The 12,778-nt window shown below is 62.3% G+C and carries 10 protein-coding genes; 9 read left to right on the top strand and 1 reads right to left on the bottom strand.

The genetic code is table 11. The features are described from left to right. The first annotated feature begins 107 nt into the window (after positions 1-107). Together DLM86_RS06990 and DLM86_RS06995 are read left to right on the top strand one after the other, a co-directional pair. The gene (locus DLM86_RS06990) at positions 108-1,898 is read left to right on the top strand and encodes a cache domain-containing sensor histidine kinase (RefSeq protein WP_110839277.1); all 1,791 of its coding nucleotides are present in this window, start codon (positions 108-110) and stop codon (positions 1,896-1,898) included. Positions 1,899-1,900: 2 nt separating this feature from the next. After that, positions 1,901-3,532, top strand: coding sequence for a response regulator transcription factor (locus DLM86_RS06995; protein ID WP_245954467.1), 1,632 nt, complete (start codon positions 1,901-1,903; stop codon positions 3,530-3,532). A 107-nt stretch (positions 3,533-3,639) separates the two neighbouring features. Here the strand turns inward: DLM86_RS06995 and DLM86_RS07000 are convergent, their stop codons facing one another. After that, positions 3,640-4,764 carry an RluA family pseudouridine synthase gene (locus DLM86_RS07000; RefSeq protein ID WP_245954389.1) on the bottom strand — a complete coding sequence of 375 codons (1,125 nt, stop codon included), beginning with the start codon at positions 4,762-4,764 and terminating at the stop codon, positions 3,640-3,642. A 174-nt stretch (positions 4,765-4,938) separates the two neighbouring features. Between DLM86_RS07000 and DLM86_RS07005 the strand changes: the two genes are divergently transcribed. The 7 genes from DLM86_RS07005 (at position 4,939) to DLM86_RS07035 (ending at position 12,655) form a co-directional block, all read left to right on the top strand. Next, on the top strand, positions 4,939-5,412 hold the full coding sequence (locus tag DLM86_RS07005; RefSeq protein WP_158289366.1) for a helix-turn-helix domain-containing protein: 474 nt from the start codon (positions 4,939-4,941) through the stop codon (positions 5,410-5,412). Positions 5,413-5,439: 27 nt separating this feature from the next. Next, a complete protein-coding gene (locus tag DLM86_RS07010; RefSeq protein WP_110839280.1) occupies positions 5,440-6,228 on the top strand; it encodes a Cof-type HAD-IIB family hydrolase in 789 nt (262 codons plus the stop codon). Further along, complete coding sequence (locus DLM86_RS07015) at positions 6,225-6,779, top strand: ribonuclease FAU-1 family protein (RefSeq protein WP_110839281.1); 555 nt, start codon at positions 6,225-6,227, stop codon at positions 6,777-6,779. The genes DLM86_RS07010 and DLM86_RS07015 overlap by 4 nt, the downstream gene beginning before the upstream one ends. A gap of 182 nt (positions 6,780-6,961) precedes the next feature. After that, positions 6,962-7,939 carry an RluA family pseudouridine synthase gene (locus DLM86_RS07020; protein ID WP_110839282.1) on the top strand — a complete coding sequence of 326 codons (978 nt, stop codon included), beginning with the start codon at positions 6,962-6,964 and terminating at the stop codon, positions 7,937-7,939. 172 nt (positions 7,940-8,111) lie between these two features. After that, complete coding sequence (locus DLM86_RS07025; RefSeq protein ID WP_158289367.1) at positions 8,112-9,860, top strand: sensor domain-containing diguanylate cyclase; 1,749 nt, start codon at positions 8,112-8,114, stop codon at positions 9,858-9,860. 211 nt (positions 9,861-10,071) lie between these two features. After that, complete coding sequence (locus DLM86_RS07030) at positions 10,072-10,683, top strand: carbohydrate-binding family 9-like protein (protein ID WP_146250169.1); 612 nt, start codon at positions 10,072-10,074, stop codon at positions 10,681-10,683. A gap of 16 nt (positions 10,684-10,699) precedes the next feature. Next, entirely contained in the window at positions 10,700-12,655 is a 1,956-nt protein-coding gene (locus DLM86_RS07035) for an alpha/beta hydrolase (RefSeq protein ID WP_110839285.1), read from the top strand. Positions 12,656-12,778: the final 123 nt, after the last annotated feature.

Consider the following 12,778-nt stretch of genomic DNA (forward strand, 5'->3'; position numbering starts at 1 on the left):
GCTGTTGGCGGCAGTTTCCAGCCCGGCCCGCCCCCGGTTTAGGCGACAGCGGAGGACGATCTGTATTATAATCGACTTGAAAGCGCTTGCCGGAGGGGCGGTCCACGATGCGGTTTTTCAGCCTGAAATGGAAATCGACGGCCATCTTCATTTTGCTCGTCACGTTGCCGACGCTCATGGTCGGCAACTTCGTGCTTTCCGAGTACGATCGCATATTGCGGCGCCAATTCGCCGATTCGATGGACAAAAACTTGAACACGGTCGAGATGAACTTGTCCGAAAAAATCAAAACGGTCGAAGATATTTCGGATTACATGATCTACAAGGACATCTTCCGCGAATTCATGACGACGCCGCAATCGCCCGAGACGCTGAAACGGATCGGGGACATCAAGAAAGAAATCGAAGGGTTCGTCACGTTTCAGCTGATGTCCAAAAAGGATATCAAGTCGATTTCGATCCGCGGCTTCGGCGGCAACGTCTACGACTTGGGCGAGCCGGTCGCGGGCGAGGAAGGCCGATGGACGAACGAAGCGAACGGGCGCAAGGGCGCTCCCGTATGGAGCGACGCTTACCCGATCCATAGCGGCTGGTCGGGCGACAAGCGGGTGCTGTCGATGTTCCGCGTCATCAATTCGTACGACGACGGCTATACGCCGCTCGGCATGGTGACGATCCGTCTCGACGAGGCGGATATCGCCCATCTGCTGGAGGTGGCGGTGCCTCCGGAGCTCGGCACGGCGTTTTTGCTGCGAAAGGACGGGCGGGTGCTGCTCGACCGCGACGCCGCCAACGTCGGCCGGCCTTACCCGGATGCGGGCTTGACGGAGCGTCTCGGGTCGGCTGCGAATGCGCCGTTTCGGTACGAAAGCGGCGGCGAATCGTATCTCGTCTTCGCGAGAAGCATGAAAGCGACCGGCTGGAGCGTCGTGGCGATGATCCCGGAAGGCAGCATCGTCGGCCAGACGCAGCACGTCAAGTCGACGCTGCGCACGCTGCTGATCGTCATGCTTCTGCTCGGCCTGATCGCGCTCGTCGGGTTCGAGTTCGCCATCATCCGTCCGATACTCGAGCTGCGCAAAGAGACGCACCGGCTGAAAAAGGGCGATTTCACCGCCAGGGTCGAAGTGCGCTCCCGCGACGAGATCGGCGAGCTCGGCCGCCAGTTCAACCATATGGTGCAGACGATCAAGGAGCTCATCGACAACAAGTACAAGCTGGAAATTCGCCAGCGCGAATCCGAGCTGAAAATGCTGCAGCAGCAAATGGCCCCGCATTTCCTGTACAATACGCTCGACATGATCCGCTGGACGGCCCGGCTCGAGAAAGCGATGGAGACGAGCCGGATGATCGAGCTGCTGTCGCGGTTTTTCCGCACCGGGCTCGATCGCGCCTCGACGTGGACGTCGCTCGAGCACGAGCTCGAGTTCGTCCGGTCGTACTTGGATTTGCAGCAAAAGCGGCTCGGCGACAAGCTGACGTACACGATTTATATGGAGGCGTCGCTAGAGGCGGCCGTCGTGCTGAAAAAAATCGTCCAGCCGCTCGTCGAGAACAGCGTCAAGCACGGCTTCACGCCCCGTCGGGGCGGCAGCGTCAACGTGCGCTGCTTCCGCGAAGGCAACGACTTGCGGATCGAGGTGTACGATTCCGGCTCCGGCTTCGCGCCGGAGACGGTCGACCGTTTGCGCCATATGTTCGCGACGGGCAAAGCGGCGGACGATCTGCTCGGACACGCGCTGTGCAACATTCACGAGCGCCTCTCGATCGTATACGGGCAAGGCTACGGCGTCACCTTGATCGAAAACCGCGGCGCCGGTGCCGGCGTACGGCTGACGATGCCGCTGACGTTCCCGCTTCCGTCCGGCGGGACGCCGGAGGAGGAGCGCGTCTCTTGAGCGTGAACACGAAAACGATGACTTCGACCGGAGGGGGCATGAGGATGAACGTCAAGGTGCTGATCGTCGACGACGAACCGATCATATGCCGCGGGCTACGGGAAACGGTCCCATGGGACGAAGCCGGCGTGACGGTCGTCGGGGAAGCGTACGACGGCGAGGAGGCGCTTCGCCTCGTCGCCGAGCTGGACGTCGATCTCGTGCTGACCGACATCTGTATGCCGGAGATGGACGGCTTGCGGCTCGCGGAAACGTTGAAGGAAACGATGCCGGACGTCCGGATCGCCATTTTGAGCGGATACGGGGAGTTCGAATATGCGCGGCAGGCGGTACGGCTCGGCATCGAAGATTTTTTGCTGAAGCCGGCGGACATCCCGGAGCTGCTCGCCATGGTGTCGCGCATGGCCGAGGATATCCGGCGGGAGAGACGGCAGGCGGCCGATCGGTGCCGGGAGAAGCGGCTCGCCTGGCTGCACGAGCTGCTGCTCGGCTGCACGGACGCGTCCTTGCCCGAGCCGGCCGGGTTCGGCGAAGGGCGGACGCGCGGCTGCCGCTTCGTCGCCAGCGCGATGGCGCACGGCGCAGACTTCGTGGAGCGTGCCGAAGAGGTGCCCGACGCCGAATCGATGGAACGGTGGAGACGGCGCGTCGACGAGTCGCTCGGCGGAGTGCCGGGCGTCGAGCCGCTGTCGGTTTACGTTCATACGAATGTGCTCGTCACGTTTTGCCGCGAGACGGAGCCTACGCCGGACGACCGGTACGAAGCGGCGCTGGCCGCGGCGGCCGATGCCGGTTCTCCGGGGGAGCCGCTCGTTTTCACCGTATCCGATCGTTTCGTCGACTTGAAGGAAGCGCGTCGTCACGGCATCTCGGCGATGCGGTCGCTCCCGTTCTGCGCGAACGATCCGGGGCGACGGGTGTGGTTTCGGGCGGATGTCGCATCCGTGAGCGATCGAGCGGGCATGAGGGAGCTGTCCGCAGAAACGGAGAAGAAGGTGCTTCAGTCGTTCGGCCAAAACGATAAAGCACGGCTTTCCGCCGACATCCGCGATTGGGTCGCCGGGCTGCGTCGGGACGGCTGTACGCTGATGGAGCTGTTTCGCCTGTACGAGGAGCTTCGTCTGCTCGTCCTGCGCCGCATCCGCGGCGGATGCGCGAAAGGGGCGGAGCCGTCGGACATTCCGCACGTAAAGTCGTTCGATCTCCATCTGTACAATACGTTCGAGGCGGCCGAAGCGGTCATCGCGGGCGAACTTGTCGCCCTGATGGGCGCCGGACAGCCTGGAGGAGCGGGCAAAAACCGGTGGCTCGTCGAACGCGCAAAGGCGTATATCGCCGAACGGTACGCAGCCGATCTGAAAGCGTCGGAGGTGGCCGCTTGGCTGAAAATTACGCCGAGCTACTTCAGCCTGCTGTTCAAGCAGCACGAAGGACGCGGGTTCACCGATTATTTGAACGAGCTGCGCATCGAGCGGGCGAAAACGTATTTGAGCGAGACGCACGACCGCGTCTTCGAAATCGCCGACAAGGTCGGGTACAAAGATTACAAATATTTCGTCGCGGTATTCAAATCGGTAACCGGCGTTACGCCGACCGACTATCGGAACCGCGAACAAAACGGAAGGGCGGGCTAGTCCCGCCCGAACAAGCGAAAAAAGCGCATCGAAGGCCGGACTAGCGTTCCGGCGGTTCGATGCGCTTTCGTCAATTGCCGGTCCTGCCGGCGGCCGGAGACTTCCCGTCACCGTTTCCCGTCGGCTTCGCGCAAATCGCGCAGCAGCTGGACCATGTCGTCGGGCATCGGCGCCTTCGCTTCCATCCGCTCGCCGGTCCACGGATGGCGCCATACGAGCTTCTCGCCGTGCAGCGCCTGCCGGTGGATGTACCGCCGCGTGCCGCCGTACATGCCGTCCCCGGCCAAAGGGTGGTTGATGTGGGACAGGTGCACCCGAATTTGGTGCGTCCGTCCGGTCTCCAGCCGAAGCCGCACGAGGGTATGGTCGGCGAACGTCTCGACAACCTCGAAGCGGGTGACCGCCCGCTCGCCGGTTTCGCTGACGCGGCGTCGCGTCGAATGGTGGCGGTCCTGGCCGATCGGCGCCTCGATCGTGCCTTTGCGTTCCTCGAACGCGCCTTCGGCGACGGCGATATAGATGCGTTCGATTTGCTTCTCGCGCATCGCCTTGTCGAACTCGTAATGGGCGAGCTCGTTTTTGGCGTAAAGAACCGGGCCGGTCGTTTCCTTGTCGAGCCGGTGAATGTGCCGCACCCGGCAGTTTTGGCCGGTCGCTTCGTAGTAGGCGGCCACCGCATGCGCGAGCGTGCCGCGCTGCCCTTGGGCGCTCGGATGCACCTCGACGCCGGCCGGCTTGTTGACGACGAGCGTGAAATCGTCCTCGTACAGCACGTTCAGATCGACCCAATCCGGCGGAAACTCCGGCTTCTCGTTCGGAAACAGCTTCAGCCGGATGGAGCCGCCCTGCTTGACCGCGCCGCCGACGGAGTATAGCTTGCCGGACAGCTTGGCCGGAATCGGGATGTGCTTCAAGATGACGTTGACCGGCGCGCCGGCCAGAAAGTCCGGCAGCTTCAGCTCCATCCATTCTCCTTTGCGCCGACCCGATTTCAAGCTGACGGCCGGCGCCGCGCCCGGTCCCGTTTGTCCTCTCGGGGCGGAGGCTTGGGGCTTGCCCGGTTGGCGTCCCGGGGCCGATTGTCGGAAGCCGCCCGACTTGCCGGGCTTGTCCGGCTTGCCGGCGGCTCGGGCCGGCTTGGCGGAGGCGTCCCGCCGTTTGGAACTGCGCCGATCCGATGGGTCCGAACGGCCGTTTCGATTCGACCTTCCCGCGTTTTTCACTCGATTCATCACCGCGTTTCTCGTTTTTTCCAATACCGCTTATTGTACGACAAAACCGGCGCAAATAAAAATGAACGTTGCGCCGTGTCCGTTTTGTTACGTTTTGGTCCCTATTGTTACATATTAATTATTGACTAACGTCGAAGGCGTATTTACAATAAAGGAAAACATGGAAAACGATGGGTGGTGGGTGCGACCTTGTACACGGTCGATCAAATCGCGGAAACGCTCGATATGCACCCGAGAACGATACGCCGGTATATCCGCGAAGGCAAGCTGAAAGCATCCAAGGTCGGAGGCGAATGGAGAATTCGGGAGGAGGACGCGGCGATGTTTACGGGTGGCGCGGTACGCAAGCTGCATGAAGGGACGAAACGGGAGATCGGCCGTTTTTTGGACGGTCGTCCCGACGAGGCGGAGGACGGGTTTCCGGTATGCGCGGTATTCGATTGCCGGGTCGCCGCGGAAGAAGCGGCGCGGATCTCGCAGCGGCTCGTCGCCTTCATGAACGAGGACGATCCGGAGCGGGGCAAGGCGAAGTTTCAATACTTGTATGTCGAAGAGGAGAAAAAAAGCCGGTTCGTCCTATGGGGCAGCCCGTCGTTCGTCGGCAAGCTGCTGGGCGCGATCGGGGACATGACCGCACGGAAAGGATGAACGGCATGGCGGAATCGGGGCGATGGCGTGAGCTATAAGCTGCTTGCGCTCGATATCGACGGCACGTTGTTGAACGAACGCGGAGAGCTGTCCGACAAGACGGTCGATAGCGTGAGGGCGGCCTGCGAATCGGGGGTGACGGTCGTCCTCTGCACCGGCCGCAGCTTCGGTCCATGCGTTCCGATCTTGAACCGTCTGGGGCTGTCGGCGCCCATCGTCACCGTCAACGGAGCGGCTACGATCGATCCGGCGCACGGGACGGTCATTCACGAGCATTCGTTCGCCATCGGCGAAGCGGCGCCGCTCATCCGGCATTGCCGGGCGCACCGCATCCCCTTCCACGTCTGCACGGCACTCGGCTTGTACGTGGAAAAGACGAACGAAGAGCGGATCGACGAGCTTCGCCGCCAAGGGCTGATCTTTACGATCGTCGACGACGTTCTGGCGCATCCGCTGAACGTCGTCCGAGTATCGATCGACGACCGGCGGCGCGTCGGCGGCTGGCACCGCATCGACGTCCCTCCGAGAACGATCGTCCGGGGCTGTGCCGTCGACGTCGTGCATCCGAGCGCCGGCAAAGCCGAGGCGATCGCCCGAATCGCCCGCTCGATGGGCATCGGCCGGGAGGAGGTGGCCGCCATCGGCAACCATTACAACGATCTCGGCCTGATCGAGTACGCCGGACTCGGCATCGCGATGGGGAACGCGCCGTGGCCGATCAAGCAGCGTGCCGACGCCGTCACCGGCACGAACCGCGACGATGGCGTCCATCGGGCGATCGTCGACATGATAAGGAAGGGGCGTCGTCCGACATGAAACGTAAATTCGCCGACCGGCCGTTCTGGCCCCGTATCGAGAGCAGGCGTTATGCGCAAAAGCGGGTAGACGACGAAAGCTTTCGGGGGTATACGTCGCTGCTGGCGTTGGATCGGGTAAGGGAGCCGCTCGTGGTCGAGGCGGGAGGCCGGCCGCTGCGCGTGGCGGATGACGGCTACGTCTGGCTGCAGCTGTTCCCGGACGGCGGCAAGCATACGCTGACGGCGATGTTCGACGACCGCCGCACGGTCCGGCAGTGGTACTTCGATATCGTCAAGCGCGTCGGCGTCTCGGCGGAAGGAATCCCGTACTGGGACGATCTGTACTTGGACGTCGTCGCCGCGAACGAGCGGGAGCCTTATTTGATCGACGCGGACGAGCTGGACGACGCGTTGGCGCGGGGGCTCGTAACCGGGGCGGATTACCGGGCCGCGCATATGGAAGCGGAGCGCGTCATGAGCGACCTTGCCGCGGGCGTGCAGCCGTTGCCGGCGCTATGTCGCCGCGAGCTGGGCGATATGCTGGCCCGTTTGCCGGAGAAGGGAAATTGATCTAGCCGTGGTAACGGGAAGGCCGGAGGGTCGAACGTGCGGATCCATCTCGTTCGGCCGGAAACGGACGGACGATTTTTCCAACGGCATCAAACGTGGTATCATGATAAGGATGACCGTCGCGAAGCCCGAGGGCGAAGAGACGGTTGCGACGATCCGAACCGGGGAGTGTAGACGCGACCATGATTACCCGTATCGTTACGCCGTCCGAAAGCGGCAAGCGGCTTCACCGATATGTGCGGAATTTGATGCCCAATTATCCGCTGGGACAAATTTATAAAATGATCGAGCAGGGCAAAGTGAAAGTGAACGGCAAGCGGAAAAAAGATACATACGAGCTGGCCGCCGGCGACGAGCTGACGATACATATGGAGGACGAGGCGTATAAGGAAGCGAGCATCGGCGCGGCCGACAAAAAGGTCAAATACGCGGGCGTCAAGACGGACATCGACGTCGTCTACGAGGATGCGGAGCTGCTCGTCGTCAACAAGCCCGCCGGTCTCCTGACGCATCCCGACCAGACCGAGCAGAAAGATACGATGATTACTCGCGTTCACGCCTATTTGCACCGCAAAGGCGAGCTCGACAGCCGGATGTTTTTGCCGGCGACGGCGAACCGGCTCGACCGCAATACGAGCGGGCTCGTGCTCGTCGGCAAGACGGCGGGGATGCTGCACCGGCTCAATCAAGCGATCCAGAAACGGGAGCTGGACAAGTATTACGTCACGGTCGTGGAAGGAAGATTGGCCGCCGGCGGAACCGTCACGGCGAAGCTCGTCCGCGACGAAAGCGGCAACCGGACCCGCGTCGTGAAGGAGCCGGACGCCGCTCCCGGGAGCGAAGAACGAAGCGACGCCCCGGTCGAGAAGGACGCGACGACGCACTATCGGCCGCTCCAAGCCGGAAGAGGCTATACGCTCGTCGAGATCGAGCTGATCAGCGGGCGGACGCACCAGATCCGCACGCATATGCAAAGCATCGGCCATCCGCTGCTCGGCGACATCAAGTATGGAGGGAAGCCGTTCGGCGACGTCCGTCATCAGCTGCTGCACGCTTGGAAAATCGCGCTGGACGACGGCCGGACGTTCACCGCGCCGCTGCCGCCGCTGTTCCGGTCCGTCCTTCGCAGGACGGGAATCGACTTCAGTCTGCCGACATAACGGCGGCGGCTCGACGGACGGTGCCCGCATCCCGAAACGAAACCGCAAACGCGCTTCCCGCTTGGGAAAGCGCGTTTTTTGTTAATTAATTCACATACTGTTTTCCGTCAAAGTCTGGTAAACTGGGGGAGCCGAAATAAACGCACCTAGACGGCCGATGGAGATGAGAGACATGAACATGCGGGCGTTACGGTTCCTGATCGTCCTGGCGTTCGGCCTGTTCGCGGCGTTGCCCGCGGAGGCGCAGCCGAACGGGGACATGACCCTTGCCGACAGCCGGATCGCTTACGATGCGAGCCGATACATAGAACTGCTCGAAGACCGAGACGGAAGCTTGACGATCGATCGAATGGCCGACCCGGACGTGGCGACTCGTTTCGTACGCAACGACGGCCGGGTTCCTTCTTACGGGTATTCGAATAGCGTGTACTGGGTACGGCTTTCGCTGCGCAACGAATCCGAGCAGCGGGAATGGCTGCTGAACGTCCATCAGCCGCCGATGGACAAGATCGACCTGTATGTCGCCAGGGAAGGCGGAGGCTGGACGCACAAGCGAAGCGGTGACGCTTATCCGTTCGCCGAGCGGGAGGTGCGCGATTCCGATTACTCGTTTTACCTCGATCTCGCACAAGAGGAGCGGAAGACGGTTTACCTCCGTTTCGAAACCGAGGGCGCGATGATTTTGCCGATCACGATCGAGACGCCGGTCGTTCATGCGGAGAGCGGCAGGACGACGGATCTGCTGATGGGCGGGTTTTTCGGCATTATGGCGGTCATGATCGTATACAATACGATACTGGCCTTCTCGCTCCGCTCGCGCGCCTATTTCGCCTACGTGTTCATCAACGTGACGGCGGCGCTGCTCTATTCGTCGCTGAACGGAATCGCGTATCAATATTTATGGCCGGAATCGGTTTGGTGGAACAACCGGTCGATCGTCTTTTTCATGTGTCTGGCCCATATTGCGGCGTTGTTCTTCACGCGTCAGTTTTTGAAGCTGAACCGGCAATTTCCGACCATCGACCGTCTGTTCCAGGCCTTCATCCTGGTCGAGCTGATCAACATGGCGGTGCTGTTCGCCAGCTACAATGCCGGATTGCGCATGGCGGCCTGTACGCTCGTCGTCATCGATTTGACGATCGTCCTCGTCGGGGTGGCCAGCTGGCACCGCGGCTATTTGCCGGCACGGTTTTTCTTGACGGGCTGGGGCGTATTCATGATCGGCACCGTTCTGACGCTGCTCGCCGACGCCGGGATCATCCCGCAATGGGGCCATGTCCGATACGCGTCCCAAATCGGTTCGCTGTTCGAGGCGGTCGTCCTGTCGCTCGGCCTTGCCTCCCGGATCCAATCGATGCGGATCGAAAAGGAACGGGCCGAGGCGCTCATGAAGGAAACGAAACGACAAGCCGAATCCGATTACTTGACCGGGCTGTACTCGCGGCGGTATATCGTCGGCACGTTCGAATCGCTGCAGAAGCGACCGGAAAACGTGCCGATGTCGATGTTGCTGCTGGACGTCGACCATTTCAAGCGGATCAACGACACGTACGGCCACGATACCGGCGATACGGTGCTCCGGGACATCGCCAATCTGCTGCGGAGCGAGCTTCGTTCGATCGGGATCGTCGGCCGGTTCGGCGGGGAGGAGTTCGTCGCGCTGCTTCCGGGACAAGGGCTCGCGGAAGCCGAGCGTACGGCGGAGCGTCTGCTCGAGACGGTGCGGAATTATCCGTTCCGGATTCGGGACGCCCGTTATCCGTGCACGGCGAGCGCGGGCGTCGCGGAATGGCGGCAGCGCGAGCGGGAATCGTTCGAGAGCTGCATGCGCCGGGCCGACGGCGCCTTGTACGAGGCGAAGCGAGCGGGGCGGGACCGGGTGAGGATCGCGCGGGACGCCCTGGATGAAGCGATGGGATGACGAGCCGGCGACCGGCGAAGACGAAAGACGAGACGGGAGCGATCGGCTCCCGTTTTTTTTGCAACATGACGATGTTCGCAAGCCCATATATCGTTGAAATCCCGGGAGGACGCCGATATAATGAACGTGTACTGGTAATCGATTACTATCGACGATCGCGCAATAAGGGAAAAACCGAAGCGGCCGGGGCCGGGAATAGGACGTGGGAGCGATGAGCAACGACGAAACGAAGTATGTGTACCGTTGCGGGTACGAGGCGGGACCCGATATCCGCTGGGACGAAGTCGAGCCGGTCGGGCTGTCCGATACGGCGACGGGAGAAGCGCCGCGATTGAGCACGATCGTCCGGATGCGCCGGTCGGAAGCGTATGTGCACGTCCGGTTCGAATGCGAGGACGACCATGTGGTGGCGACATACGAAAATCGCGACGATCCGATTTACGAGGAGGACGTGGTCGAAATTTTCATCGATACGGCCGGCGAAGGGACGTCGTACAGGGAGTACGAGTTCAGTCCGCGCGGCGTTATTTTCGATGCGTTAATCGCGAAGGCGCCCGGCCAAGGGCCGAAGGTCGACACGTCGTGGGACGATGAAGGACTGCTTCTGCGCATCGAACGGCCGAACGAGCGGTTGACCGTCTACGATATCGCGCTGCCGATCGCGTCGATGGAGCGTCCTCCCGAGCCGGGGACGACCTGGAGAATGAATGTGTACCGGATCGACGACGACAAGGACGGACGACGCCATTTCTGGGCTTGGTCGCCGACGGGGGCCGTCAATTTCCACGTGCCCGAGAAGTTCGGGACGGTCGTATTCGTCTGAGAGACGGAGGGAAACAATGCGGATCGAGCAGCTGGAGCGGTTCGAGCTGGGGTTGTACGACTTGAAGGATCAATTCAAGCGTTGGGTGTACGACCGGTCGAAAGCCGCCTTCGACGCGGGCGACCGGGCTAGAGACGAAATCCGCACGGTCGGGGAGATGGACGCGAGGCGAAAACGGATGCGCGACAAGCTGATCGAGTCGGTCGGCGGGCTGCCGTCGTCCGATCACCCGCTTCGTCCGGTCGTGACCGGGACGACCCGCTTCGACGGGTTCCGGGTCGAAAACGTCGTATTCGAATCGAGGCCGTCCACCTATGTCACGGCGAACCTGTACGTGCCGGACGGCTTGAACGGCCCGACGGCGGCCGTCCTATTTTTGTGCGGCCATGCGGACGAAGCGAAGGCGTATCCGAGATATCAGTCGGTATGCCGCCGGCTCACCGCCGAAGGGCTCGTCGTGCTGGCCGTCGATCCGATCGGACAAGGGGAGCGCCTCAGCTACTACGACCGCGGAGGAGGGGAGCCGGACGTCGGCTGCGGCACGAAAGAGCACGACCACGCGGGCAGCCAATGCTTGCCGCTCGGCGACGGGATCGCCCGCTATTTCATTCACGATGCGATGCGGGCGATCGACTATTTGGCGTCGCGGCCCGAGGTCGATCCCGCCCGTATCGGCGTCACCGGCAACTCCGGCGGGGGGCTGCAGACGACGCTTGTCATGGTGTGCGACCCGCGGGTCGCGGCCGCGGCTCCCGGCACGTTCGTCATGAACCGGGAGTCGTACCTGTACGCCGGACAAGCGCAGGACGCGGAGCAAATATGGCGCGGCATGACGAAGCTCGGCTTCGACCACGAAGATTTGGTTATGGCGATGGCGCCGCGCCCCGTGATCGTGCTTGCGGCGACGTCCGATTTTTTTCCGATCGAGGGAACGCGTCGGACGGTCGCCCGGACAAGGCGGTTTTGGGACATGTACGGCGTGCCGAATATGCCGGCGTTGGCGGAGGACCGGTCGGTTCACCAATATTCGCCGCCGCTGGCGGATGCGGCGGCCGCCTTTTTCGCCGAGCATTTGCTCGGACGCAAGGACCAAGGGCGACCGCGGGTTTTCCCCGAGCCGTCGCCGGAAGATGCGGCGCGGTTAAGCTGTACGGCTTCGGGACAAGTGAGGGGCGATTATTCGGACGCCCGCGCCGTCTACGAGGAAAACGTCGACCGGTTGTCGGAACTGGAGCGGGGCCGCGATTCGTTGCCGGAGGGCGAAAGGAAGCGGCGAGCGCTGGAATGGTTGAACGAGGCGGTGCGCGGGTCGCGCGAGACGACGGAGTTAAATCCGCGACATTTGCCCCTGGCCCCGATCGAAGGTCTGGCTGTCGAAAGCAACGTCTGGTGGAGCCAGCGGGGCATATTCAACCACGGCTTCGCTTTCCGCGACGAGAAGCGGGCGGGCGAGGAGCTGCCCGTATCGATCGGGCTGTGGGAAGGCGGGACTAGGAGGCTGAGGGAGCGGTTCGACTGGATCCGCGCGACGTGCGCGCAAGGGCGCATCGCATTCGTATTGGACTTGACGGCCGATGGCGTCTGTGCGCCGCATCCGGTCAATTCCCACCCGCTTCACAATCGGTTTGGGACGATTCATAAACTGACGACGGATCTGTTCTGGCTGGACGACAGCTTGGCCGCCGTGCGCGCGTTCGATCTTCTCCGGGCGGTCGACATGGCGCGGATGCTGCCGGAATCATGCGCGGACCGCGTCAATTTGTATGCGCACGGACGATTCGGGTTCTACGCGGAGCTCGCCGCCGCGTTGGACGCCCGGATCGGCGCGCTGCACGTCGAAGACGGACCGGAGAGCGTCGCCGGCTGGGTTCGCTCCAGACTGTACGATCCGCGCGATTCGCTCGGCGTCGTCCTTCCGGGAATGCTGCGGTATTTCGATTTGCCCGATTTGCGCCGGTGGCGCGCCGAATAGCGAATGCGGCGCCCACCGTGCTTCCGGTGCCTCGTCCGATGCGACGAGGCATTTTTTGCCTGGAAATGGATTACGATAAGAGAAGATGGGGAAGGAGTTCGGCTTCCGAGGGCGAATAGGTCA

Source organism: Paenibacillus flagellatus, from assembly GCF_003217775.1.
Taxonomy (GTDB): Bacteria; Bacillota; Bacilli; order Paenibacillales; family NBRC-103111; genus Paenibacillus_AB; species Paenibacillus_AB flagellatus.